Annotated in this window: 18 protein-coding genes; 17 read left to right on the plus strand and 1 reads right to left on the minus strand. The window is 54.1% G+C overall.

What is annotated here, in order from left to right; all coding sequences use genetic code 11:
- Positions 1-63: 63 nt before the first annotated feature.
- Positions 64-828 carry a siderophore-interacting protein gene (locus tag AC2FAK_RS10720; RefSeq protein WP_029882943.1) on the plus strand — a complete coding sequence of 255 codons (765 nt, stop codon included), beginning with the start codon at positions 64-66 and terminating at the stop codon, positions 826-828.
- Here AC2FAK_RS10720 and AC2FAK_RS10725 read toward each other — a convergent pair whose 3' ends face one another.
- Positions 829-1,998 (minus strand): DNA repair ATPase, encoded by a 1,170-nt coding sequence (locus AC2FAK_RS10725; protein ID WP_013098822.1) that lies wholly within the window; start codon positions 1,996-1,998, stop codon positions 829-831. It lies immediately after the preceding gene.
- Between the two features lie 260 nt (positions 1,999-2,258).
- Here AC2FAK_RS10725 and AC2FAK_RS10730 point away from each other — a divergent pair, with 260 nt between their 5' ends.
- From AC2FAK_RS10730 to AC2FAK_RS10805, 16 genes are all read left to right on the plus strand, one after another.
- Entirely contained in the window at positions 2,259-3,932 is a 1,674-nt protein-coding gene (locus AC2FAK_RS10730) for a ShlB/FhaC/HecB family hemolysin secretion/activation protein (protein ID WP_095454869.1), read from the plus strand.
- A gap of 9 nt (positions 3,933-3,941) precedes the next feature.
- Complete coding sequence (locus tag AC2FAK_RS10735; RefSeq protein ID WP_095454870.1) at positions 3,942-13,964, plus strand: hemagglutinin repeat-containing protein; 10,023 nt, start codon at positions 3,942-3,944, stop codon at positions 13,962-13,964.
- A gap of 13 nt (positions 13,965-13,977) precedes the next feature.
- Complete coding sequence (locus AC2FAK_RS10740; protein ID WP_235147819.1) at positions 13,978-14,349, plus strand: DUF6911 family protein; 372 nt, start codon at positions 13,978-13,980, stop codon at positions 14,347-14,349.
- A 504-nt stretch (positions 14,350-14,853) separates the two neighbouring features.
- Positions 14,854-15,531 carry a DNA/RNA non-specific endonuclease gene (locus AC2FAK_RS10745; RefSeq protein ID WP_170942744.1) on the plus strand — a complete coding sequence of 226 codons (678 nt, stop codon included), beginning with the start codon at positions 14,854-14,856 and terminating at the stop codon, positions 15,529-15,531.
- Positions 15,528-15,860, plus strand: a complete 333-nt coding sequence (locus tag AC2FAK_RS10750) for a hypothetical protein (RefSeq protein WP_047361260.1) — start codon at positions 15,528-15,530, stop codon at positions 15,858-15,860. Before AC2FAK_RS10745 ends, AC2FAK_RS10750 begins: the two co-directional genes overlap by 4 nt.
- Complete coding sequence (locus AC2FAK_RS10755) at positions 15,860-16,198, plus strand: RNase A-like domain-containing protein (RefSeq protein WP_141236761.1); 339 nt, start codon at positions 15,860-15,862, stop codon at positions 16,196-16,198. Before AC2FAK_RS10750 ends, AC2FAK_RS10755 begins: the two co-directional genes overlap by 1 nt.
- A complete protein-coding gene (locus AC2FAK_RS10760; RefSeq protein WP_170942745.1) occupies positions 16,195-16,491 on the plus strand; it encodes a contact-dependent growth inhibition system immunity protein in 297 nt (98 codons plus the stop codon). The genes AC2FAK_RS10755 and AC2FAK_RS10760 overlap by 4 nt, the downstream gene beginning before the upstream one ends.
- A gap of 310 nt (positions 16,492-16,801) precedes the next feature.
- Positions 16,802-16,996, plus strand: a complete 195-nt coding sequence (locus tag AC2FAK_RS10765) for a hypothetical protein (protein WP_095454871.1) — start codon at positions 16,802-16,804, stop codon at positions 16,994-16,996.
- A gap of 200 nt (positions 16,997-17,196) precedes the next feature.
- Positions 17,197-17,445, plus strand: coding sequence for a hypothetical protein (locus AC2FAK_RS10770; protein WP_095454872.1), 249 nt, complete (start codon positions 17,197-17,199; stop codon positions 17,443-17,445).
- 18 nt (positions 17,446-17,463) lie between these two features.
- Positions 17,464-17,655, plus strand: a complete 192-nt coding sequence (locus AC2FAK_RS10775) for a hemagglutinin repeat-containing protein (RefSeq protein WP_095454873.1) — start codon at positions 17,464-17,466, stop codon at positions 17,653-17,655.
- Between the two features lie 147 nt (positions 17,656-17,802).
- Entirely contained in the window at positions 17,803-18,531 is a 729-nt protein-coding gene (locus tag AC2FAK_RS10780) for a hypothetical protein (RefSeq protein ID WP_095454874.1), read from the plus strand.
- 253 nt (positions 18,532-18,784) lie between these two features.
- Positions 18,785-19,186 (plus strand): hypothetical protein, encoded by a 402-nt coding sequence (locus tag AC2FAK_RS10785; protein ID WP_095454875.1) that lies wholly within the window; start codon positions 18,785-18,787, stop codon positions 19,184-19,186.
- Positions 19,187-19,408: 222 nt separating this feature from the next.
- A complete protein-coding gene (locus tag AC2FAK_RS10790) occupies positions 19,409-20,038 on the plus strand; it encodes a response regulator transcription factor (protein WP_095454876.1) in 630 nt (209 codons plus the stop codon).
- Positions 20,035-23,223 carry an ATP-binding protein gene (locus AC2FAK_RS10795; protein ID WP_095454877.1) on the plus strand — a complete coding sequence of 1,063 codons (3,189 nt, stop codon included), beginning with the start codon at positions 20,035-20,037 and terminating at the stop codon, positions 23,221-23,223. The genes AC2FAK_RS10790 and AC2FAK_RS10795 overlap by 4 nt, the downstream gene beginning before the upstream one ends.
- Positions 23,224-23,285: 62 nt before the next feature.
- A complete protein-coding gene (locus AC2FAK_RS10800) occupies positions 23,286-23,714 on the plus strand; it encodes a DUF1090 domain-containing protein (protein ID WP_013098815.1) in 429 nt (142 codons plus the stop codon).
- 105 nt (positions 23,715-23,819) lie between these two features.
- Positions 23,820-25,892: a fimbria/pilus outer membrane usher protein gene (locus tag AC2FAK_RS10805; protein WP_311379539.1), complete on the plus strand. Its 2,073-nt coding sequence runs from the start codon at positions 23,820-23,822 to the stop codon at positions 25,890-25,892.
- Positions 25,893-25,991: the final 99 nt, after the last annotated feature.

Below are 25,991 nucleotides of genomic sequence, written 5' to 3' on the forward strand. Positions count from 1 at the left end.
TAGCAATCATTATCATTTAAAATCAATTTAGATATATCGTATTCACCTGAGAAGGGTCTTAACATGGCAACCACCCGCTATCCACAACGCGTGCGTAACGAACTGCGTTTTCGTGAACTGACCGTGCTCCGTGTTGAGCGCGTAAGCGCTGGTTTTCAGCGCATAGTTTTAGGCGGCGAAGCGCTGGAGGGCTTTAGCTCCCGCGGTTTCGACGATCACACCAAAGTGTTTTTCCCGGCCCCGGGAACGACGTTTGTGCCACCGGTGGTCACCGACGAGGGCATTGACTGGGGCGACGGCGTGCGCCCGCAAAGCCGGGATTACACACCGCTGTACGACGCCGCGAAGCACGAGCTGGCGCTTGATTTCTTCGTGCATGACGGTGGCGTTGCCAGCCAGTGGGCGCTAGAGGCGAAAGTGGGCGACAGGCTGACGATTGGTGGCCCGCGCGGTTCGCTGGTAGTACCGAAGGATTACGCCTGGCAGCTGTATGTGTGCGATGAGTCCGGGATGCCGGCGTTGCGTCGCCGCCTGGAAGGCATCGCCAGCTTGCCGAAACGCCCGGAAATTCACGCGGTGGTCACCGTCGGGGATGAATCATACAAGGATTATCTGGCGCACCTGAGCGCGTTCAACATCACCTGGGTGATCGGCCACAGCGAGCAGGCGGTGGTTGAGCAGCTGGCGTCGCTGAACGTTCCGGCGGAAGATTACTTTATCTGGCTGACCGGGGAAGGGAAGGTGGTTAAAAACCTGAGCCGACTGTTTGAGACTGAGGCTATCGATCAGCAGCTGGTGCGTGCCAGCGCGTACTGGCACGCGAAATAATTACGCTGCTGAATCGAGCTGCGCTTCGCTCACCTGATGTTCGAGCGAGGCGCGGACCTCGTTCAGCGCCTTTTCCTGCTGCGCGAAGTACGCTTCCATATTGCTGAGCGACGACACCAGCAGCCAGGATTCTTCTTTCTCCAGTTCTGCCAGCTCGTTCACTAAGGTGTCGATCTGCTCGCGAACCTGAGCCATTTTTTTGCGGATGCGCTCCAGATCGTTCAGCCTGTCGCTGGCCATCAGCGGCTCGAAGCCCTGCTGCAGGCGCGCCACCAGAGAACGAATGGCTTTGACGTCTCCACGCTGTTTAGCCTGGTTGAGCTGCACCATCATCGCGTTGGCTTCTTCTTTCAAATCGTCCGCCACCAGATCCGGGTGACACAGCTTGCTCGCCTGCCGCCAGAGCCGTTTCAGCTCGTCCCGATCCTCCTGTGAAAGATCTTTCCCTTTACGCAGACGCACTTCGGCATCCTGATGCTGCTCGCGGTATTTCTCGTACTCTTCGTTGGCCTCGTCACGCGCCTGACGCGCAGGCTCTTCCTCACGCGTTAAGCCGCTCTCCAGCTCCAGCGCCTCGGCAAGCAGGTTGGCAATCAGGTTACTTTGCTGCTGCAGATGCTTACGCGCCTCGGCTGCCTGTACGGAATCGGCAGGAAGTTCGCGCCAGCGCTGGGTGAGTGTTGCCAGCACCTCCACGGCCTGGGCCATGTAGCGCTGACAGCGGCGGTAGTCTTCCTCGCGACGACGCGCCTCAGCCTGCTGGCGGCGCAGGTTCAGCTCGGCCAGCGTTTTACGCAGGGCGAGGATCTGCTGCATCAGCGGGCCCAGGCGGGAGAAATAGAGATCGTTGAACTCATCAAGCTGCTGTACGCGCGCGTTACGGCGGTCAATCAGATCGCGCAGTCGCTCTTCCAGCGCTTTCAGTTCCAGTTTGCTCGCGGCGACCTGCGGATCGCGCCATGGCGTCACGGCACGCTGGCTCTGTAGCCACGCGACGATCGCGGCGATGGCCGCAGTGTAGTTTTTCTGCTCAAGCGCCACGACGATTGCCTGTAGCTCATCGTCAAACGCTTCATTTTTCAGCCGGGTTAGCTGGCTCTGAATGATGTCGTCATCTTCCAGTTCAATGGCATTTTTAATGATTTCTAGCCGTTTGATCGGTGTGCTCATGATGCCTTTCGCTTTGGCGCTTAAGTATTTGAGTTAAGGTTAGTTGTTGGAAACGCTACAGGAAATAATACACACGGATGATGATCGGCGCGATGGGGGATTTCTTTAGATTTACGCAGTGTCACCCGCTAAATTCTGAAAATGCAGCAAAATAGACCTTAAATTAAATGTGTGTATTTACACTGTTTACTTTTTGACATAAGTTGCGCGTTTTTTGACAGGCAAGTCTGAAAACGGACTTTTAGCAAGGAGTGGCAGTGATGACAGGGAAAACGTCGATACTACAGGTGCTGGCTGGCATGGCCTTGCTGGCAGGTGCTGCGCAGGCGGCCCCCCTGTCTCCGGCCGACCGTAATACTATTCAGCAGCAACAGCAGCAGCTGCTGAATGAAAACCAGCGCCAGCGTGAAGAGCTGGAGCGCAGCGTGGTATTACCGCGTCCTGTTCAGCCCGACAGTGCTGCGACTCCGCAAGGTCCCTGCTTTGTTATCTCGCGCATTGAGCTGACGGGTACCACCCTTCTTTCTCCGTTAGCCAAAGATCGCCTGGTTGCGCCGTGGGTGAACCAGTGTCTTGATATGGCGCGTCTCAACGCCCTGACCAACGCCGTCTCTGACTGGTATATCAGCCGGGGGTATATCACCAGCCGCGCATTTTTAACCGAGCAGGATCTCTCTGGTGGCGTACTGCATCTCGCGGTACTGGAAGGCAAACTCCAGCAAATCCGGCTTGAAGGGGTTCCCGCCCGCACGCTGAGCATGACCTTCCCTGGCCTCGAAGGGAAAATTCTTAACCTGCGCGATATCGAACAGGGCATGGAGCAGCTTAATCGCGTGCGCCAGACGCCGGTTGAAATAGAAATTTTGCCCGGCGACAGACAGGGCTATTCAATCGTCAATCTGACGGCTTCGCCTGAATTCCCGCTCAGCGGTTCAGTGAGTTTCGATAACAGCGGGCAAAAGAGTACCGGTACCGGACAACTCAATGGCGCGCTGTACGGCAATAACCTGCTGGGGCTGGCGGATAAGTGGTTTATCAGCGGCGGGCGCAGCAGCGATTTTTCGAACAGCCATGATGCTCAGAATTTTGCCGCCGGGGTCAGCGTGCCTTACGGCTACGGCTTGCTGGACTACAGCTACAGCTGGAGCAACTACCTCAGCACCATCGATAATAACGGCTGGCTCTGGCGTTCGACGGGCGACACTGAAACCCACCGTCTGAATGGCTCATGGGTGCTGTTCCGCAATGGTGATATCAAAACCGGCGTGTCGGCGGGCATCACCCACCGCATCAACCATAACTATCTCGACGATGTTCTGCTGGCTACCAGCAGCCGCAAACTTTCAAGTTTCTCCCTGGGCCTTAACCACACGCAAAAAATTGCCTCCGGCGTGGCGACCCTGAACCCGACCTTCACTCAGGGTGTGCCGTGGTTTGGCGCCGAAGATGATAACGACAAACATGGCGATGTGCCGAAAGCCGAGTTCCGCAAATGGAGCGTCAACGGCAGTTTTCAGCGCCCGGTTGCTGACGGGCTGTGGTGGTTGACCAGCGTCTATTTTCAGTGGTCACCGGACCGGCTGTACGGCAGCGAGCGCCTGACGCTGGGGGGAGAGACCTCCGTGCGCGGCTTCAAAGAGCAGTACCTCTCCGGTGATAACGGCGGTTACTGGCGAAATGAACTCAATTATTCGCTCTTTACGCTGCCGTGGGTGGGGGATGTTGGCCTGCTGGCGGCAGTCGATGGTGGCTGGCTGAAGAAGGACGGATTTGACCGTTACGCCTCCGGCACGTTGTGGGGCGCCGCGTTTGGTCTGACGACGGCTCATCGCGGCTATTCAAGCCAGTTTACCGTTGGCACACCGATGGCGTATCCGGACTGGCTGGCACCGGATCACCTCACGATTTACTACCGCGTATCAGTGGCTTTCTAAGGGACAGGGATGATGAAACAGGATCAGGTTCGTTTTTCACAGCGCGCGCTGAGCGCGTTACTGAGCGTGCTGCTGGCAACGCAGCCGCTGTTACCCGCGGTGGCGGCATCCATCACCCCGTCCGGCAATACGCAGATGGATAAGGCGGCTAACGGCGTGCCGGTGGTGAACATCGCCACGCCGAACCAGTCCGGTATTTCCCATAACAAATACAACGACTACAACGTCGGGAAAGAGGGGCTGATCCTCAATAACGCGACCGGGCAGCTTAACCAGACTCAGCTTGGCGGGCTTATCCAGAATAACCCCAACCTGAAGGCCGGGCAGGAAGCCAAAGGCATCATCAACGAAGTCACCGGCGTTAACCGCTCAAATTTGCAGGGCTATACCGAAGTGGCCGGCAAGGCGGCGAACGTCATCGTGGCGAATCCCTACGGTATCACCTGTAACGGCTGCGGATTTATCAACACGCCGAATGTGACCCTCACCACGGGTAAACCGGTGCTTGATGCCAGCGGTAAGCTGCAATCTCTTGATGTAACCCAGGGTGCGGTCACCATCGAGGGCGCGGGCCTCAATGGCTCGCAGAGCGATGCGGTGTCGATCATCTCCCGTGCGACGGAGATCAACGCGCAACTGCATGCGAAAGATTTACGTGTCGTTGCAGGGGCGAACCGCGTAGCGGCGGATGGCAGCGTCAATGCGTTAAAAGGTGAAGGTACAGCCCCGAAGGTCGCGGTAGACACCGGCGCGCTGGGCGGCATGTACGCTAACAGGATCCGTCTGGTCTCCAGTGAAACGGGGGTGGGCGTAAACCTGGGCAACCTTAACGCGCGACAGGGGGATATTGCGCTCAGCAGTGCGGGAAAAGTGGTGCTGAAAAACACCCTTGCCAGCGGCAGCACCACGGTCAGCGCGGCGGACGTAACGTTACGCGGGGACCATAAAGCGGGTGGCAATGTCACGGTCTCCGGCCAGACGGCGCTGACGCTTGACCAGGCTCACGTTGCCGCGGATAACAACCTTCAGTTAACAACCCGCGGCACGCTGACGCAAAACGGCGGTGCGTTCACGGCGGCAAATGACGCTACGCTTGCGGCGACCACCCTGATCCAGAGCGCAGATGCCCAGGCAAGCGCGGGTCGTCATCTTGCCGTAAATGCTGAGAAAAATGCGGCGCTTAACGGTTCTCTTGTGGCGGGGAAGCAACTGTCGGTCAAGGGTGGCGAACTGGTGCAGCAGGGAAGTCTCAGTGCTTCCGAGATTGCCCTTAACGCGCAGACGTTGACGCAGGAGAGCCGCAGCACAACAAATGCCAGCGGGAACATCACGCTTACCACGTCTGGCCACAGCCAACTGAAAGGCAGCACAACCGCCGGACACTCTCTCGCCGTCAGCGCGGGCAGCCTCGCGAACAATGGCACATTAGCCGCCGTGGCGGATACCCGGATTAACACCGGTATATTCAGCAATAACGGCACCGTTCAGGGCAACAGCCTGACCGTCTCCGGGACGGATATCACCAGCTCCGGCGCGCTGAAGAGCGCCTCCACGCTGGATATCCGCGCAGACAATGCCACGCTTTCCGGTGAGACCGGTGCGAAAGGGAAAACCACCGTAACCGCGAGCGGCAATCTGAACAACAGCGGCACGCTTATCAGCGATGACACGCTAACGCTGAACGCGGCGCAGATCGTCAACAGCGGTACGCTTTCCGGTGTCCGGGGGCTCACCACCTCAGGGAAGACGTTCACCGCCAGCGCAACGTCAGTGACCCACAGCGACGGGGATGTGGCGCTGAACAACACCGATACCACGCTTGCAGGTGAAACCAGTGCCGGTGGTGCCGTTACCGTGCAGGGCCGCAGCCTCAACACCACGGCCACGGCACAGACACAGGGCAACAGCGTCGGCGTGGCCGTGCAAAGCGCAACACTTGAAGGAACTCAGGCTGCCAAAGGCAACATGACGTTCAAGGCTGACAGCAGCCTCAACCACACGGGAAAATCATCAGCTTCAGGGCTTAAGGTTGAAACCGGCCATCTCAGCAACGGTGGAACCCTGACGGCCCCCTCGCTTGCAATCGACAGCCCTGAGGTCATTAACGGTGGTCTGATTCACGCCGGACAAACGCTGTCGCTGGTTACCCGTCTGCTGGATAACCGCAGCAGCGGCGTGCTGTACAGCCCGTCGGCACTGTCACTTTCCCTCTCTGAACTGAACAACGCCGGTATTATCACCAGCGACGCGGCGCTTTCCCTCTCTGGTTCAAATCTGACCAACAGCGGCGAGCTGAGCGGTACTTCACTGGCAATTGATTACGAGACGCTGAAGAACAGCGCGGAGGGGATGCTGCTGGCTCAAGGGGCAAACCGCATCACGGCACAGTCGGTGTCCAGTGCGGGCAGCATGGTGGGCAACACCCTGACGCTGAATGCCGATCGCCTGGAAAGTGCCGGTCTGTTACAGGGCGATAGCGCATTATCACTGACCGCCGGAATCCTGAATTTACTGACAGGCTCCCGCACGCTGACGGGGGGAGAACTCGGCCTTTCAGGTACCACGCTGACTACCGCAGGGCAGCTCCAGGGACAGGATGTCAGCATCCGTGCCCACGACTGGACTAACCGCGGAAGTTCCCTCGCGACCGGCTCACTTGACGTGACGACCGCTGGAACGCTCAGCAATACCGGCGAACTGATGAGCCAGGGCAACGGCACGCTGAATGCGGTCAATACCGTTAACAGCGGCAATATGTTGTCGGCCGGTGACCTTTCGCTTAACGGAAAGACGCTGCGCAACAGTGGTACGCTTCAGGGGAATCGCGTCACCGCGCATCAGGACAACATCACGAACAGCGGAACGCTGACCGGGATTGCCGCCCTGACGCTGGCCGCGCGCCTGGAGATGGCGGCGCCATTACTGACGCTGGTGAATGACGCGTCGGGATCGTTGCTGACCGCGGGCGAGTTGTCCGTGACGGGCGGCGATCTGCGTAACGCAGGGCAATGGCAGGGGAAACGGGTACTTATTCATGCGCAGGCGCTTACGAACGGCGGTGCGATCCAGGCAGAAAATTTACTGGATGCGCAAATTGTCAGCACCCTTACCGGGACAACGGGCAGCAAAATCACCTCCAATGGAGAACTGGCGCTCTCAGCACTGACGCTGGCAAACAGCGGGCAGTGGATTGCAAAACACCTCACGCTGGGGGCCAGTACCCTGAACAACAGCGGTGAGATCACCGGCGTTGATGCGCTTTCGGTCGCCCTTACGCAGATGAATAACCAGGCCGGAGGAAAACTGCTCAGTGCAGGCGCGCTGACGCTTGATGCGGATAATGCAACGAATGCCGGGCAAATCCAGGGGAAAGCGACCACGGTTACCGCCGGGCAACTCATTAACAGCGGACGGCTTCAGGGAGAAGCGCTGACGCTGAATGCCTCGGGCGCGCTGAACAATACCGCCAGCGGTGTGCTGCTGAGCGAGAATGCGCTGACGGTATCGACAGCCACGCTGAACAATCAGGGCACGCTACAGGGCGGTGGGGAATCTTCGGTGAAGGCCACCACCCGCGTACAGAACGACGGCAAAATGCTCTCCGGTGGCAAACTCACGCTGACCGCACCGGAACTGGCGAACAGCAGCAGTGGTCTGGTTCAGGCGGTGAGGTTGCTGCTGGATGTGGTGAACGCGGCAAATAGTGGGCGGATACTCGCCACTGACAACGCTGAGCTACGGGGAACGACGCTGACCAACGACGGCATGCTGCAGGGTGCAGACCTGCTGGTTAATTATCAAAAACTGAGTAACAACGGTACGGCTCTCGGTACCCGTTCGCTTACGGTGAAGGGCGATGAGATTACCCATACCATCAGCGGTAAGTTGTTCAGCGCGGGTAACCTCACGCTCAACAGCGGCACGCTGAAAAACGCCGGACAGATTGTGGCGCTGGGAGATGTCACGCTTCATCTGTTAAATGCGCTTGAGTTCAGTGGAACGCTGGCCGCCAGCAACACCCTGTCTCTCACCGCTCAGGGGGATATCACCAATAATGGCACCCTACAGGGAAACAGCCTCGTTCTGAGCACGGGTGGAGTATTAACCAACAACGGCCAGTTCACTGCAGGTAAGGGTGATAGCACGTTCAGCGCGCAACGTATTGTGCTCAATGCAGCCGGTAGCCTCTCGGCAGGCGGCGACGTGGTATTTAACAGCCTGAGTGACATAACCGTAAATGGCTTTACCGGTACGGCTGGCAGCCTGACGATGAATGCTGTGGGCACCTTGCTCAATACCGCACTGATTTATGCCGCGAATAATATGCAGCTCTTTGCCGACCGTATTCATAACGTCTACGGCGATATTCTGGCAGGGAATAGCCTGTGGATGCAGAAAAATGCGGCGGGTGCGGCTAACAGTGAAGTGGTGAATACGTCCGGGAATATTGAGACGCAGAAGGGTGACATTACGATCAATACAGCCCACTTATTAAATGAGCGGGATGGAAGTAATTCGAATACACAGATAACTGATTTGGATAACCCTTCCTGGGTTGGCGAATCATCCTTTGTCGTAAGCCTGGATGATATGGAGGAAGGAAGTTATTCAACAGAAAAAAATCGTACGGATGTCTGGGTAGGAAGCTGCATGAGTTTTCCAACCTATCCAGGTGCGTGCAGCATGGATGAGCCTTTCTTTACCACTTCTTATCGGATTAATGATTCGGGTCAAACCAAACGTTTTGCGATTAAAAGAACTGAGGTTGATGTAACCAGTACTGGCCATGCAGCGCGCATCGCATCAGCTAATAATCTCAATATCACTGCCAATTATCTCGACAATAGCGGTAGCAATATACTTGCTAATCGCGATATTAGCCTAAAAGGTGAGCAGCTCAACAATCAAAGCTACCAGGCGAGTTCTGAGACTGAATATCTTGTCTACACGGCATCAACCATTAATGCTGGTGGTGTAACCTATATTCTGACTGGGCGTGAGGCCGAATCAGAAAATACCGCTAATGTTGTCAGAGCTGTAATACAGGCAGGCGGTAATGTCTCTGCCACCTTCACCAACGACATCAGCAACACTCTCGTCACCGCCAACACGGATGGCTTTAGCAATACGATTGCCGCCCCTACGCTGACTCCGCTCAGCAACCAGTCCATTACCAGCAGCGAGCAGGCGCAGTCCCTTGTCGAAGCGGATGCGCAGGACATCACCACCCCGCAATGGCGTGATGCGGTGAGTGACGCCCTGAAAGATATCTCCGGCGGTTCATCACTCTCCGACCAAAACGGCAGCAGCGGTAACTATCCACTGCCGTCCGGCAACAACGGCTATTTTGTTCCCTCCAACGATCCCGATAGCCCGTATCTGATTACGGTGAACCCGAAGCTCGATGACCTCGGCAACATGGACGACAGCCTGTTTAATGGACTGTATGACCTGCTTGGCATAACACCCGATGCCACACCGCGTGAAACCAACAGCGCGTACACCGACCGGAACCAGTTCCTTGGCTCGTCCTATTTCCTGGACAGGCTCGGCCTGAACCCGGATCGCGACTACCGGTTCCTCGGCGACGCGGCGTTTGATACCCGTTACGTCAGTAACGCGATTCTGAACCAGACCGGCAGCCGCTATATCAACGGCATCGGCACCGATCTCGATCAGATGCGCTACCTGATGGACAGCGCCGCAGAGCAACAAAAAACGCTGGGGCTGAAATTCGGCGTGGCGCTCACGGCTGAGCAGGTTGCTGCACTCGATAAAAGCATGCTCTGGTGGGAGTCAGCGACCATCAATGGTCAGACGGTGATGATCCCGAAAGTCTACCTGTCGCCGAAGGATGTCACCGTTCACAGCGGCAGCGTGATTAGCGGCAATAACGTCCAGCTGGCGGGCGGTAACGTCATTAACAGCGGTAGTACAATTGCGTCGCAGAATGGGCTCTCAATCGACAGCAGCAACAGCCTGAGCAACCTCAACGCCGGACTGCTGAGCGCAGGCGGCGGGCTTAACCTGAGCGCGCTGGGGGATATCAATAACATCGGATCCACCATCAGCGGCAAAACGGTAGGGCTGGAGAGCGTCGCGGGCAGCATTAACAACATCACCCGCGCACAGCAGTGGAATGTCGATGCGGGAAATGTGCATTTCAGTGGCACCGATGTCGGCAAGACGGCCTCCATCATCGCCACCGACGGGCTGACGATGCGCGCCGGACAGGATATCAACGTGACCGGCGCAAACGTGTCGGCGGGTGGCAGCCTGGGTATGGCGGCGGGGAATGATATCAACATCACCGCCAACGAGATCGCGACCAGCGAAGGACGTGCCGGGCGCAACCGTGCGACCACGGAGACGGCGTCCGTCGCGCATCAGGGCAGCACCCTGAGCGCGGGCGGTGACCTCACCCTGCAGGCGGGTAACGACGTGAATGCCCGTGCGGCGGCGATAGCGGCGGAAGACGATGTGGGCATTCAGGCCGGTCGGGATGTGAACCTGCTGGCGGAAGCGTCGATGGAACGCTCCAGCAGCCATGCGAAGAAAAAAACCGCCATTGACGAATCTGTTCGTCAGCAGGGTACGGAGATTGCCAGCGGGGGGAATACGGTGATCCTCGCAGGGCGCGACGTAACCGCGCAGGCGGCTGACGTGACAGCGCAGGGCGATATTGGCGTGGCGGCAGGCCGCGACGTAAATCTGACGACGGCGACGGAGAGCGATTACCGCTATCGAGAACAAACTAAAACCAGTAGCGGCTTCCTGAGCAAAAAGACCACCCACACCATCGAGGAAGACAGCGCGACACGGGAGAAAGGCTCGCTGCTGAGCGGCGACAATGTAACGGTGTCGGCGGGTAACAACCTGCGGGTGTTAGGTTCTGCGGTCGCTGGCGACGGCGATGTGGCCCTGTCCGCAGGCAACAATGTGGACATCGTGGCGGCGACCAACACCGACACGGCCTGGCGCTTTAAGGAGACCAAAAAGTCCGGTCTGATGGGCACGGGTGGCATTGGCTTCACCATCGGCAGCAGCAAGTCCACCCACGATCTTCGCGAGCAGGGTACCACCCAGAGCGAGAGCTTCAGCACCGTCGGCTCGACGGGCGGCAACGTCAGCATTGCAGCGCGCAAACAGGCGCATATCGGTGGGGCAGATATCATCGCACAGAAGGATATCAGCCTGACCGGTGACAGCGTGGTGATTGAGCCGGGGCATGACAAACGCACCCGCGATGAGACCTTTGAGCAGAAGAGCAGCGGGCTGACGGTGGCGCTGTCCGGGGCGGCGGGGAGCGCGGTGAACAGTGCAGTGCAGACGGCACGTGACGCGAAAGGCGAGAGCGATGACCGCCTTGCGGCGCTGAAGGCCACCAAAGCGGCACTGTCAGGCGTACAGGCGTCGCAGGGTGCAGAAATGGCGCAGATTAACGGCGATCCCAACAGCGGTATCGGCGTCAGCGTTTCGCTCTCTTCGCAGAAATCGAAATCCGAGCAGCACATGCAGAGTGACACGGTTGCGGGCAGTACGCTGAATGCGGGGAATAATCTGTCCATTACCGCGACCGGAAAAGGGAAAGGGGAGAACAGCGGCAACATCCTTATCGGCGGCAGCCAGCTGAAGGCGGGCGGCGACACCGCGCTTGTCGCAGCGAACGACATAGTGCTGGGCGGTGCGGCCAGCACACAGCAGACGACAGGAAAGAACAGCAGCAGCGGTGGCGGTGCAGGCGTCAGCATTGGCGGCGGCAAGAGCGGTTACGGCATCGGTGTGTTTGCGAATGTGAATGCTTCGAAAGGCAGTGAAAAGGGCGACGGTACGGCCTGGACGGAAACGACGCTCGACAGCGGCGGTACGGTCTCCATGACCAGCGGTCGGGACGCCATTCTGAACGGCGCGCAGATAAGTGGCGATAAAATCGTTGCGGATATCGGGCGCGACCTGTGGATGAGCAGCCAGCAGGACAGCAACGATTATAAATCGACGCAGAACAGCACGGCGGCAGGCGGCAGCTTCTCGTTCGGCAGCATGACGGGGTCCGGCTACATCAGTGCCAGCCAGGACAAAATGAAGAGCACGTATGACTCGGTGCAGGAGCAGACAGGGCTCTTCGCGGGCGATGGCGGTTTTGATGTGACGGTGGGACGCCACACGCAGCTTGACGGTGCGGTGATTGCCTCGACGGCGACGGCGGACAAAAACAGTCTCGATACAGCAACGCTGGGCTTCCGGGATATCCACAACGAGGCGGATTACAAGGTCAGCCACAGCGGCGTCAGCCTGAGCGGCGGCGGTGACTTTGGCGGTGATGCATTCAAGGGCAACCTGCCGGGCGGCGTGGTATCGGCAGCGGGCAGCAGCGGTCATGCGGAGGGTACGACACAGGCGGCGGTGGGCGAGGGTAACATCACCATCCGTGATACCGAAAACCAGCAGCAGGATGTGGCCAGCCTGAGCCGGGATACAGAACACGCAAACGACAGCATCAGCCCGATATTTGACAAAGAGAAGGAGCAGCGGCGGCTCGCGCAGGTGAGTGCCATCAGCGATATCGGCGGGCAGGTGGCAGACATCGCCAGAACGCAGGGCGAGCTGAATGCGCTGAAGGAAGCGCGTAAGACGCACCCTGACCTGACGGTTGAGCAACTGAAAGAGACGCAGACGTACCGGGATGAGCAGGCGAAGTTTGGTACGGGCAGCACCATTCAGCGTGGCATTCAGGCGGCGACGGCTGCGCTTCAGGGGCTGGCAGGCGGAGATATCGCCGGCGCGCTGGCGGGAGCCTCGGCACCGGAGCTGGCGCATCTGCTGAAATCGACGGAGGGCAATCCGGCGGTCAACACCATTGCGCACGCGATACTGGGCGGCGCGGTTGCGGCGCTGCAGGGGAACAGTGCAGCGGCGGGTGCGGCCGGTGCCGCTACGGGGGAACTGGCTGCGCGTGCAATCATGCAGGCGATGTATCCGGGCAAAGCGGTGAGTGACCTGAGCGAGGAGCAGAAGCAGACGGTCAGCACGCTGGCGACGATATCGGCGGGGATGGCTGGAGGAATAGCGGGAGACAGCACGGCTTCAGCAGCTGCTGGGGCGCAGGGCGGGAAGAATGCGGTTGAGAATAACTATCTTAGCGTGTCTGAAAAGACAGAGCTTGAGCTGGCGAAACAGACTCTCCAGAACAGCAAAGACCCAAAAGAGCGTGAGTTAGCGAAACAGAAATATGACGCTCTGCGCGAGAAAGACATTGCCAGTGATAAAGACGTTATTGATGCCTGCGGAAATGGTAATGCGGGTAGCTCAGCGTGTGCAGGTGCAAGACTAAAAGTCATTGCGACAAAAGAGGGGTATGAAGATGGCCCGTATAACTCGAAATATAGCCAACAGTACTCTGATGCGTATGGGCAGATAGTCAATCTCCTTGATATCACTAGTGTTGATGCACAGAATCAGCAGCAGGTGAAAGATGCCATGATTAACTATTTCATGGTCACCAAAGGGGTTGATCGTCAGACCGCAGAAAGCTACACCGAAACGAAGCAGGGTCTGGAGATCATTGCGACTTCAGTAACACCAATTTTGGGTTCTGCTGCAGCAAAACAATTAAGTAAAATCGTTGATGCTAGTCTTAAGGTCGTGGCAAAAGGTAATGTTGATGGAGCAAAGTTCACTGATACTAATCAGGGGGCAAGACCTTCTAACTTAGCAGATGTGAATAAGCCAACACTCATCGATGGACGAATCCAGGCTAAAATAGATAAGCAAAACAAGCCTCTTCCTAACGGCAATATGGCTACAGCTCATGCGGAAGTAGGTGTTATACAGCAAGCTTTTGAAAAAGGGATGTCTCAAGGGCGTGAGATGACAATGAGTGTATCTAAAGAGCCTGTATGTGGTTATTGCCGCGGTGATATAGCAGCTATGGCTGATAAAGCGGGGCTAAAATCTTTAACAATTTATGAAGAGGCTACTGGATCAGTCCTCTTCTGGCAGCCTGGCATGAAATCTCTCAAGGTTAGGGATTAAAATGAATTTTAAAATGAGTTGGACACTGGACGAAATTGGTGGCAATAAACAGATCCAAAATTTGGATATGGTATTAAATCAGTTTAAACTAATTCAGGGGAAAAAAGGAACCCTTACTCTTGATATACTGAATAGTAGCGATGATAGCGCTGAAATGCTTCAGATTAGAACGGAGAATGGTTATTATTTGATAACATTAGGTGAAATTGTTGAGGATGAATACCAAGTAAGAACGTACTGGGATTCATCTAAACCTGATACAGGAATATTGATTCTTGGAGATTACTGGCCAGAGTCTCAGCTTACAAAAGACTCTGAATTTATTGTAAAGATCTTAAAAGAGTTTTTTGATACTGGCAACGTATCAAAGGAACTTCTTAGTTGAAATATAAATCCAAGATTTCAGCATCCTAATTGATGCTGAAGTTTGCTTATATGATGGTGCTGCGATAGATCTTGTGTCACGGCTGGGCGGTAGCGTCTCCGGGCCAGGAAAGCGCGTCGGGGTAAAAAGTTGGCAGGGACAAAATGTTTAAGCGAAACGGCCTGTAACAATCTGATTTAAAACGGAAAAAGCCTTTCATTCTCAATGAGTGCATCGGAGCGAGTTATTGTTGAGAATAATGCGCTAAGTGCCGATCAGATTGACAGTTTTGCGGCAAGGGCGAGAAGGTGTGAGACTCGTGGCGACTGCAAACAGGTCGTCAAGGAGATGGAAGATCTCAGCCTGAAGCAACAGCAGGAAATGATCGCTGTCTGTGCAACAAACCCGGCGGCCTGTAAAGAAAAAATATGGAGATATACCTGCTAACGGAATGCTGGTACGAGAAGCTATTAATCGCGTGTTAGGTGCAGATGTGCAGATGTGCCGTCTGCAATGAAGAACGATATGTCCTCGTTGCTGGCGCAACAGATCGAAGCAGAAGGTGTTGTTACCAGTACTGAGTTTGCCAGCCAGTTACAGAGTCGTTATGGTATCGACAAGCAACAGGCCGAAATTCTTGCTGTGGCTGCGCTTGGGGCTGTAACCGGAGGGATGAGTAAAGGCGGGAAACCAGCCGCGGGAACAGAAGGAAAAAACATTGTCATTGTTGACTCCGGTAAGAAAGGTGCTTGGAACAAGACCTTAAATAAACCTGAGCCGAATACGGTTTATAAGGTTGATGGTAACAAGACCTATCATACTAATGAACTTAGCAGACCAAGTGACATTAAAGCCACCCTCGAGTTCTCAAAAAATGATCGCAATACATATCAGCAATGTGTTGGTGGGAAATGCGGTAATCCTGGCGATGAGGGCGGTCATTTAGTAGCCAGTATTTTTGGTGGACCTGGAGAAAGATTAAATATAGTTCCTATGGATGGGAATCTAAACAAAGGCGTTTGGAAACAGATGGAAAATAGCTGGGCGAAAGATCTTAAAGCGGGTAAAAAGGTTGATGTGCAAATACAACCCATCTATGCTGACAACAGCAAGCGGCCCAGCAGCTTTAATGTGACTTATTCTGTTGATAATGGAAGGCCAACTCGTGTAAACATTGACAACGCTCCAGGAGGCAAAAAATGAGTCTAGATGATGAAATATACAAAGAAATCGGACAGTTGCTTTATAACTCGGCTCCTGGTGATGCAAAGTTAGTCATAATGGAAGCAGAGCTATCTCCGGAAGGCGATAGCTGCCATTTTAATTATGATTATATTAACGAGAAAAACGAAAAAAATTGGTTTTTACCTGAGGATGGGGTAACGGATCAAAGATTAAGGGAGTTATTGGTTTTACTTAGAAGGTTTTTTATAGAGAATTTTAAATCAAAAGAAAAACCGTTTTGGCATGGTTGTATAGCTAAGCTTGATATACCGAAATCAGAGATAACTATCGATTTTAAATACAACTGATGAAAGGATTCCGGAGAGTTGCTTGTACACTGCACATCACTGGTGTACAAGCTCTTTCCTTCCCCCGATATGGCTGTCCGACATTTACAGACAGGGCTGTTGCAGAGGCTGTAACAAGTAAAGCCATTGATAGTAACCAAGCAAAGATCCAAAATTATTTATCTGGTAGCCAAAAAGGCTACTTAGAGCTTGACTATCAATCCTCTACTCCTATTGGCATTAGTGTTACTCGCGGTTTAACAAGTGCTGTACCTGTAACAAATGCCAGAATCATCATAGGAAGAGATCCTTCAATGCCAGATGGCTATAAAATTATTACTGGATATCCAATGCAATGAATATTAGAGAAAAATACCCATCTCTTACATATCTACTAAGGTGCTATTTTAACCAAGATTTTGAAGTGCTATTTGGAAATGCGGATGAAACATTTGCTGCTTACAAAGCTACTGAAACTGTGGAAAAGCAGTTGCAGCTGAAATCTGAAATAGATTATCTGTTGGCTCTTTCGCTATCAGATGATGAATTACAGGACATAGTACTTAATCAAATGGATTGTAATTATTATTATCCTAACGAATGGCCTTCATCTGAAGAATGGCTGAAACATATAAGTATTCAAATCAAATGATCAGTCCCGGCCACTGAGCAGGGACCTTTTACCTGTTAGTTCTTAATCCCTCTCTTCATGCACCACTAATGCCGGAGGGGTATGATGTTGCGGCTATCAGCTCTTTACCATTACTGGGAAAAGTAGAGAACGGGGTGCAAAACTGCGTATTGAGGCATTGCGCCCTATTCAGTGGAGTGTTCGGGAGAAAGTAGTTGTAACATACTGATGTAGCAGTGGAAATGTAGCTCCGGCGGTCTGCGTCATATCGGATAAAGTTGTTGTTGAGAATAACTCGCTTAGCAAGGATAAGATCTTTGACATAAACCCAATGCTGAAGATAGGTATTGAAGAGGCTGATGACGATCCGCTGAAAGGCGGTGGTGGAATAGCTAAAGGTGAAAACCGTACAGTTAGTGCCCTGGAAGGGACGAAACTAAAAGAATGCTCCGACAGACTGAGAAATATGGGAAGGCTGGAGTTAAGGAGCTGCATAATGGAAATTATCGCTTTTATGGTGGAATGACGCCTTCCAGAACAACTGGGGAAATGGCTGGGGCCAGATTGATAAGATAGTGGGATCCAAAAAACAGGCCAAATCAGATCCTGGTATGAAACACTCGACCATTCTGGAAATATTCATAGTGTGGCTACGAAAATCGTTACCAATGATAAGATCCACCATATTTTTGATGCTGATGGTAATTATCGAGGAAGGAGATAAGTATGAACATATTTCCATCGCGTTATGAAATTGCTAGCGTAATTAATAAGTTAAAATCGGGTACGCTAGATAGAACCAATATTGCGCAATGGGCTTTTTCAATTATTGATGCAGATGATATTAGAATCACAGATCAAGTTGCCTGGAAAGTGATTCAAAGCTTAGGTGCGGTCGATCTTCCTTCCTCAGATCGAGATTATTTGTATGGTATTGATGATTTTGATGATTGGTTGCGATTATTGGAATCATGATATTAGAGATCCCGCCTCTTGCGCCGGGATCTTTCCCTCGACGATTACTACAGCGGTCGGGACGCCAGCCTGAACAGTGCGCAGGTGAGTGGCGATAAAATCGTTGCGGATATCGGACGCGACCTGTGGATGAGTAGCCAGCCAGGACAAAACTATAGGGCGGAGTGGTTTTGGGAGCGGGCAGCGGCAGCAAAAGATTCTCCAAACTGAAGACTGAAGGGGTAATACAAAGGGATTATCAGTATTACTGAAAAAAATTAGTAATAGCGGTTCTGAGCACCTGCTCGGAATCCTTGTGGGATGAGGGCATTATGGTGCCTTCTAAATTAGGATAAAATTTATTAAGGATATTTAAATATGTCAAAAAAATTACTGTTAAGTGTTGCTGTAGCATCAATGTTACTGACTGCTTGCTCTGCATTTAACGGCGGTAGTGAATTATTGTCTGATAAGAATAACAGTGACGCTTTAATTAATTCAAAAATAATAGACGGAGAAACAAATGTCTCTTCTTTGTCCAGTGTTATTGGCAAAAAAGATGAATCCCGTTCTGCTTTAAAGAAAACATTCCCTGATGGGAAGCTTTCGGTTGCTTCATATACAGGATTTTTGAACGGCATGACCGGCACTTATGCACATAGAGTTCTTTCAGTAGTCTATGGGCCTGATAATATTGTCATTAATCATGGTATCTTTGTAAAAGATTTACATAATCCTAATAAATATAATCTTGATTATGTAAGTGCCCGTAATTTGGCATTTACAGAATTAGAAAAAGGTAGTGATAAAACGAAAGTAATAAATTTATTAGGTAATCCTGATGGTATGACGTTCACGGATGAGGGTAACCTTCTGCTTATCTATTCTAAAACGGATGTTTCCAGAGATGCCTCATCTTATATCCCAGTGGTTAACATGATAAGTGGGACAGAGTCTGGTGTATCAGAAAGACTCTATATTGAGATGAGTAAAGATGAAAAAGTAAAAAATGTTATTTCAGCTACTGTGCAAATTATTCAGGGAAGAGGTATTGGCAATGCGGATAGTTATAATGAAAAATACGAAAATATTAAAAGTAAGTTCTAGATAGCGTATCAATGTCAAATCATAATCGTAAATGCTAATAGCATTTTGCGATTTTATATTTCTTCATAAATTGACATTCCTGTTAGCCCAGTAATTATTTACTGGGCTGCTCAGTAGCAGAGCATTGATATCGGCGAGCAGATGGCAGGCATAGCCAGAATGCAGGCATAGCCAGAATGCAGGCCATAAAATTCCTAAAATGTGTAATTTGCCAGCGACATCACTTTATCCTGCTCTGGATTGTACATCTTCCATGTTAAAATACGTAGCAAACAACATTGTTAAAGGACAAACGATAAAAATGAAGCTTTCCCTGTTTTGCGCAAATACAGGTTTAAGTAAAAAGGACTTCCCCTTATGGTCAGATGTTTACGATGCGCTTCATCAGCTCAGGACGAATACGGGAAGCGTTAATATTGTAGATGTTGATAATCAAAAAACGCTCAGCATCCATTCGGATGGTATGCATTTCCTGCTCTCATTAATTGAGGGTAAGGATGATAAAACAAAAATACAAAGCATCCAGACTGCTTGTTTTGAAAGGAAAGAAAGTTCTGTTCCGCCTGTTTTTCTGAGTCATTCTCATGGCCTGATAAGTGATTTCGAGTTTGTGACTGAGGTTTCCAGAACCTTTTTCATCACAGGACAGGTTTAGCGTTTTGCTGCATTAAAACAACCTGTTATATCCGGCATCTAAATTCCAAACCCATTTATTTAAATCATTATGCCTAATGAAAAGTAGGTTGTGGTCGTGTATTTCGTATTTTTTCTGAATTATTCTCAAACCAGACAAACCTTGTCCAGATTCATCCCGTGGTAGGCTATGGTATACATCGCGTAATGAAGCCGTTAATGCCTCAGGAAAGAATAAACAACAATGATGAAAATACTGCTTGTGGATGACCATCCGGCAATCTGCTTTGCGCTCAAGGTGCTGCTTGAAAAGAATCCGGATTTTATCGTGACGACATCCTCCGGCGAGAACCTGCTGGCGCTGCTGCATCGGGAACAGCCGTCGCTGCTGATCCTCGATCTGGAACTCAAAAACGCTGACGGGCTGGATATTCTCCCGCGTATCAAGCACCACTTCCCTGCGCTCAGGGTGCTGGTTTATACCAACCAGCCTGCAGGGATCTACGCACTGCGTACGCTGAAGGCCGGGGCGAGCGGGTTTATCAATAAAAGCCTGGCGCTGGAGCGCGTCGAGCCGGTTTGCCAGCTGCTGCTGGACGGCTATCACTGTTTCCCGGAAGAGACGTTCACGAAAATCGTCGAGGCTACTGAAATACAACATGATAGCCGGGCGCTGCTGGCGAGTTTCTCCGATCGTGAAATCGCGGTGCTGAACTATCTGAAGCAGGGCAAAAGCAACAAGGAGATTGCCGACCGGCTGGCGCTCAGCAACAAAACCATCAGCACCTATAAGGCGCGAATGATGAAAAAAAGCGGCTTTGCGCATTTTGAACAACTTTTCGATCTTATTGATACTTCAGAGCCAGAGACGTGAGAGCCGTTACTTTTATCCTGCTTTTTTGTATTGCCTTTACCGTGTGCGCCACACAACCGGGGGAATCCCTTCGCCTGCTGGCGCGTAGCCATGAAAAGGTGATCGAGCCGGGACTCAGCGGCAGCGAATGGCGCTGGATGCGCGAACACCGCAAAATCCGTCTGGCGGTCTGGGAGCCGATGATGCCCCCTTACGACATCACCACCGGGCTGAATGATTACGGTGGTATCAATGCGGATTTCACCGGGCTGGTGGCGGAAAACCTCGGCCTGGAGATCGAGGTGGTGCGTTATCCCACCTATGAGGATGCCTTGTCAGCATTGCGGGCAGGCAAGGCGGATTTTATGCCTCAGGCAGGGGATAGCCAGCAACAACAGGGGCTGATGCTGAGTGTGCCCTACAGCGACAACATCCCGGTTGAAGTGGTGAATACCGATGCCTCGCCCGATGAGCCGGTGAAAAGGATCGCCGTTTCGCCTGTCTACAGCCGCAGCGACGTGCTGGCCCGTTATCCGGGGGCTGACATTGTGAATTTCTCCTCCACGCGGCATGCGCTGGAGGCGCTGGCGTTTCGCGAAATCGATCTGTTCTTCAGCGATGCGATCACCGCGCGCTATCTGGCGAGTCAGTCCAATTTAAGCAATCTCAGTATTCGTCCGGTGGCGGACACGTTCGAGGCGTCGGGATTCTCGTTCGCCGCGATGCCAAAGATGGCGGTCTGGATCGCGATCCTCAACAAGATGCTGATGGCGCTGCCGGAGAACGCGGGCGTGGAGATCCACCGTCGCTGGAGCGGGGGGATCCCGCTTTCCCTGAGCGAAGAGCCACCGCGTTACACCTCGCTCGAACATAAATGGATCAAAGAACATTCCCGGATCCGCGTCGCGGTGGCGCAGGATAACGCCCCCATTGCCTTTTTCAACGAGCGCGGGCAGCTGCGCGGCATCCTGGCGGATCTGCTGACCGCGCTCCGCCTGCGTACCGGGTTTACCTTTGAAATCCGCCGTTATCCCAGCCAGGCCGCCGCCTTCAGGGCCATAAATCGCGGAGAGGCCGAGCTGATTGCAGGCGTCACGCAGGAGGGGATCTGGCAGGCGGATCTCCTCACCACCCGAACCTGGTTGTATAACTCCTGGGTTATGGTTGGACGTGCGCTCCCGGGGAAGGAGGCGCTTCAGCCCCGTGTGGTGAGCCTGCGCGGTGAAGCGCCTGATGACTGGCTTGGCCGACAAAATAGCGGCCAGACGGCGAAGGTCGATACCTGGTGGCAGGGTTTTAATAGCGTGGTGAAGGATAAAAACGACATGATGGTGGTGCCGCTGATCATTGCCAACGCCCAGCTCACCCGCAAAGAATTTGCCTCACTGAAAATTCTTGCCAGCATCGATGCCGAACCGTTGCGCTTTGCCTTTGGCGCATCGCGGCAGGCCTGGCCGCTGATCACCATTCTGAATAAAGCGCTGATCAACATCCCGCCGGAAGATCTCCACGCCCTGACGCGCGGCAGCAATACGGGCAATGCGTTTGCCTCTGTGTCAACGTCGGCGCTGTCGATTACGTGGATGGTGACGTTCACCGCCACCGGTCTGGCCTTGCTGGCGCTGGTGGCCGGGTGGATTTACCGTCGGCGGCGCATCCAACAGGCGCGCATCCGCAAGCTTATTCAGACGCTGCGTGCGGCGAAACAGCGCGCAGAGCGAGCCCGTCGGGGAAAAAGCGCCTTTCTGGCGACCATGAGCCATGAAATTCGCACGCCCGTCAGCGCCATTATCGGCATGCTGGAGCTGGTGATGAAACGTCCTGACCATGCCCCGCAAAACCCGCAGTCGATACGGGTCGCCTGGGACGCGGCGCAGTCGCTGTTGCTGCTTATCGGGAATATCCTGGATGTGGAGCGTATTGCGTCCGGCCGTCTGGTGCTCCGCCCGGAGCGCGCCTCGCTTCGAAACCTGATTGAAGGAACGGTGTCGCAGTTTGAGGGGCTGGCGGCGCAGAAATCATTGAAGCTGCTGCTGGAAATGGATACCGCCCTGAAGGGGGACGTATTGATCGATGTGATGCGTTTTCGTCAGATCGTCACCAACCTGCTGGGCAACGCCATTAAATTCACCGACCACGGTCAGGTGATGCTGCGGGCGCAGCCGCAATGGCAGGACGGCGAGTTTATGCTGCTGGAGCTGACAATAGCAGACACCGGCGAGGGGATTGATGCTGCGACGCAACAGCGTCTGTTCCAGCCTTTTAGTCAGGGTGAGAGCCGTACCCGGGCGCAGGGCAGCGGGCTGGGGCTCTATATCTGCCGCCAGCTCGCGGACATGATGGATGGGGATCTCACGCTGAATAGCGTGCCGGGTGAGGGGACAACGGTCACGGTGACGCTCAGGCTGCCCGTCATGGCCGCACTGCCAGAGAAAGAGACTAAAGCTTGTGTGCCACCCGGCAAACGCGCAGCCTTGACCATCATGGTGGTAGACGATAATCCGGTCGGGCGGATGCTACTTACCCAGCAGCTTGAGTGGCTGGGGCATGCTGTCACCCAGCACGACAGCCCGGCAAAGCTGCTTGAGAGCCTGGCAATCCGACAGCCGGACGCGGTGATCACCGACTGCAACATGCCCGAGATGAGTGGCTATGCCCTGTCGCGCATCATCAATGAACATTACCCCAGTGTCACGGTGTTTGGCATGACGGCGGACGCGCGTGAATCCGTGCGGGATGAGGCGCGGGAAGCAGGCATGCGCGACTGTATCTTCAAGCCGGTCACGCTGGTTGCGCTGGAAAATCTGCTTGCCCCTCTGGCCCCCTCCGGTAAATCGCCGGTTGCTTCGCCATATTCCATCACGCTCCCCCCAGCACTGCTGGACGGTGAGCATCTGGCAACGTTTCTGGATTTGCAGATAACCGTGCTGGAGGAGACGCTGGGCGATATTGCGCTGTGGCGAAAGGACCCCGGTACACCCTTGAAGGACGCGCTGCACCGACTGCGGGGCGGTATTCAACTGCTCGGTATGACGGCGCTTGAGGCGCGCTGTCTGGAGCAGGAGCGGGCTGCCGACAGCGGCGGCATCCGTCAGCTTGAGGAGGAGATTCAGGCATTAAGGGCTGCATTACAGCGCTGGCGCGAGACGGGACTACAACCGGGCGAGACCGTCCTACAGCAGAATGAGGACGGGCGTACAGCGTAAGCTTCCCCTCCATCGGGGTACGCTTTTAGTCGGGGAAGTTCACATATAAAGGAGATATCCCGATGAAAAAACTCGTATCCGCGCTGGCCGTTATTGCCTCTGTTGGTATGTTCACCTCCGCCCAGGCGGCAGAAAGCTGCTCTGCCAAAGCCGCGGCACTGGAAAAAGAGATCCGTATTGCCCAGCAGTACGGTAATACCTATAAGGTCAACGGGCTGAAAAAAGCACTGGCCGAAGTGAAAGCACACTGCACCCCGGCAAGCGTACAGGCTGATGCGCAAAAAGAGGTGAAGAAGCTGGAGAAGAAACTGGCCGAGAAGCGTGAAGATATTGCCGAGGTTCAGGCAGATCTGCGTGAAGCGAAAGCCAAAGGCGACAGCAAGAAAGTGGCGAAATACCAGCGCAAACTGGCTGAAAAACAGAGCGATCTGAGCAGCATTCAGCAAGAGCTGAGCCGTGCTCGCGCTGCGCTCGCCTCCCTGCAGAAATAACGCTTTTTTGTAAAACAGGTGAGGGGGCGTGAGCCTCCTCACCTTTTTGCGCTGCCTGCCATCATGATGCGACTCCATCTTCTTTTTTTTGTGCTGCTTTTCGCCATGGCAGAGAGCCGCGCGGCCACCCAAAAGACGTGGGTGATCCTTAATAACCTCTACAAAGGGGCGATTTCGTTTGAGGTGTCTGCCTCGGGGCCTTGCCTTAGCCAGCCGCTGATGGAGGAGTGGGGCGTACGTGACGCGGTGCTTGCGCGTCTGGTCTGGGATGCCAAAGGGTGCCTGACGCCACAGTCTGCGGAGCAGTTTAACCTCAAATACTGGTATCGCCCGCAGGCGCAACTGCTGACGCTTCTGTTCCCGACAGACGCCATTAGCCCGCAGCAGAACGGCATCAGCACCAGCCGCTGGGATGATGGCATCAACGCGCTGTTTATTAACTATCGTCTGGATGCGGATCACAGCCAGGCGCAGTACGACTGGGAGCGTTCCGGTACTGACGCCACGCTGAGCCTGGACAACGGCCTTAATGTGGGCCCCTGGCGTTTGCGTTATCAAAACACCTTCTGGCATGAAAAAGAGGGACAACACGGTTCGTACACCAATGCGATGTCGCTCTGGCGCAGCATCACGCCGCTGCGTTCGCGTGTGACGCTGGGCGACGGCAATACCTCTTCAAATATGTTCGACAGCCTGGCGTTTCGCGGTGCATCGCTCGCCAGTGACGAGGCGATGTACCCTGATAGCTGGCGACCCTATTCGCCGTGGATCAACGGCTATGCCCGCACAGAGGCGGAAGTCACCATTCACCAGAACGGGGTACGTGTTTACCGTATTCACGTCCCGCCCGGGCCGTTTACCATTCGCGATTTTTATCCACCGGACCCGGACGGCAACCTGGAACTGACGGTGCAGGAGAGCGACGGTACGGAGCGTACCCGCCTGCTGCCCTATTCCAGCATGCCCAATCTGGTGCATCACGGGCTCTTTAGCTACGAGCTGGCCGCCGGTCGGTATAAACCTTTTCACGGTATCGACAGGGACAAGGATCGCTTCTGGCAGAGTACGTTCTCGTGGGGAGTTGCCCCGCAGGTCACCGTGTTTGCCGGGCTGCAGCAAGGGGAGCACTATTTCAGCCAGGTCGCGGGTTTTGGCGCTAACCTCGGGCGGTGGGGGGCGTTTTCCGCAGATGTCAGCGCGGCTCGCTATACGCAAGAGGCGGAGACGCAACGGGGCAAGGTGTGGCGTCTGCGCTATGCCAAAGCGTTCTTTACGACCGAAACCAGCCTCACCGCTCAGCTCCAGTGGTATCCACGTAATGAACATTACCGGTCGCTGGAAGAAAAAATCACGCGGGCGGAGCTGCTGAGATACGGCTGGGACGATGACGTCACCCGGCGGGCGCTGCGCGGGCAGCTGGAGCTTAACCAGAATCTTGGCGAGGACGCCAGCCTGAGCCTGTCGTGGCACGGGTTGAAGTCACGTGAACCTGACGCAGGTAGCATGGGGATGACGCTGAGCCTGGATGCGACCTTACAGAATGTGGATGTCAGCCTGTACGGCGGTTATGAACGCTACGGTAAAAACCCGGATGAAACCACCGTGGGTATCAACATCAGTGTGCCTTTATCCCTTTGGGGGACGATGAGTAATGTCGGCTATATCACCGAGCTCGCCAGCCGGGAGGAAGATAGCCATGGAGTGACTGTGTACGGTTCGGCGTTGAGTGATTACAGCCTGCGTTACGATCTGCAGGCGACGCATACCCTACACCGCAATGATGAGTTGTCTGCGAGCCTGGGCTATCAGTACAACGCGGGCGAGCTGAACCTCAGTATGGTACGCGGGGGAACGCGCCGTGATTATCATGCCGACACCAGCGGCAGCATTCTGGTGCACGCTGACGGCGTGACGCTGGGCCAACAGCTCGGCAGCACCGCTGCGCTGGTGGACGTACCGGACTCGCCGGGAATTGGCTTCTATAACCAGTTTGGCTCCACAACCAATGCCAGAGGCGAGCTGCTGGTGAGTTACTTAACGCCGTGGCGCGTGAACCGCATTACGGTCGATAGCCTGAGCATGCCGGAAAACACCACGCTGGATGTGACGGAACTGGAATCGGTGCCCACCGATGGCGCGATTGTCCTGCTGCGTTTTCCTCAACCGGTAACGGATTGAAATAAAAAGGAACGGTACTAAAAACGAGACAAATCCCTACGTAAAATTACCAGGTAAAACGCGTATTCATCCTAATAGTTTGCCCTTTCGGGACTGCTT

Source organism: Enterobacter cloacae complex sp. 394F7 (genome assembly GCF_057320385.1).

Excerpts from the sequence above, each read along its gene's own strand:
- AC2FAK_RS10720 (WP_029882943.1), top strand. The coding sequence starts at position 64 with ATGGCAACCACCCGCTATCCACAACGCGTGCGTAACGAACTGCGTTTT.
- AC2FAK_RS10725 (WP_013098822.1), bottom strand. The coding sequence starts at position 1,998 with ATGAGCACACCGATCAAACGGCTAGAAATCATTAAAAATGCCATTGAA.
- AC2FAK_RS10730 (WP_095454869.1), top strand. The coding sequence starts at position 2,259 with ATGACAGGGAAAACGTCGATACTACAGGTGCTGGCTGGCATGGCCTTG.
- AC2FAK_RS10735 (WP_095454870.1), top strand. The coding sequence starts at position 3,942 with ATGATGAAACAGGATCAGGTTCGTTTTTCACAGCGCGCGCTGAGCGCG.
- AC2FAK_RS10740 (WP_235147819.1), top strand. The coding sequence starts at position 13,978 with ATGAGTTGGACACTGGACGAAATTGGTGGCAATAAACAGATCCAAAAT.
- AC2FAK_RS10745 (WP_170942744.1), top strand. The coding sequence starts at position 14,854 with ATGTCCTCGTTGCTGGCGCAACAGATCGAAGCAGAAGGTGTTGTTACC.
- AC2FAK_RS10750 (WP_047361260.1), top strand. The coding sequence starts at position 15,528 with ATGAGTCTAGATGATGAAATATACAAAGAAATCGGACAGTTGCTTTAT.
- AC2FAK_RS10755 (WP_141236761.1), top strand. The coding sequence starts at position 15,860 with ATGAAAGGATTCCGGAGAGTTGCTTGTACACTGCACATCACTGGTGTA.
- AC2FAK_RS10760 (WP_170942745.1), top strand. The coding sequence starts at position 16,195 with ATGAATATTAGAGAAAAATACCCATCTCTTACATATCTACTAAGGTGC.
- AC2FAK_RS10765 (WP_095454871.1), top strand. The coding sequence starts at position 16,802 with ATGCTGAAGATAGGTATTGAAGAGGCTGATGACGATCCGCTGAAAGGC.
- AC2FAK_RS10770 (WP_095454872.1), top strand. The coding sequence starts at position 17,197 with ATGAACATATTTCCATCGCGTTATGAAATTGCTAGCGTAATTAATAAG.
- AC2FAK_RS10780 (WP_095454874.1), top strand. The coding sequence starts at position 17,803 with ATGTCAAAAAAATTACTGTTAAGTGTTGCTGTAGCATCAATGTTACTG.
- AC2FAK_RS10785 (WP_095454875.1), top strand. The coding sequence starts at position 18,785 with ATGTTAAAATACGTAGCAAACAACATTGTTAAAGGACAAACGATAAAA.
- AC2FAK_RS10790 (WP_095454876.1), top strand. The coding sequence starts at position 19,409 with ATGATGAAAATACTGCTTGTGGATGACCATCCGGCAATCTGCTTTGCG.
- AC2FAK_RS10800 (WP_013098815.1), top strand. The coding sequence starts at position 23,286 with ATGAAAAAACTCGTATCCGCGCTGGCCGTTATTGCCTCTGTTGGTATG.
- AC2FAK_RS10805 (WP_311379539.1), top strand. The coding sequence starts at position 23,820 with ATGGCAGAGAGCCGCGCGGCCACCCAAAAGACGTGGGTGATCCTTAAT.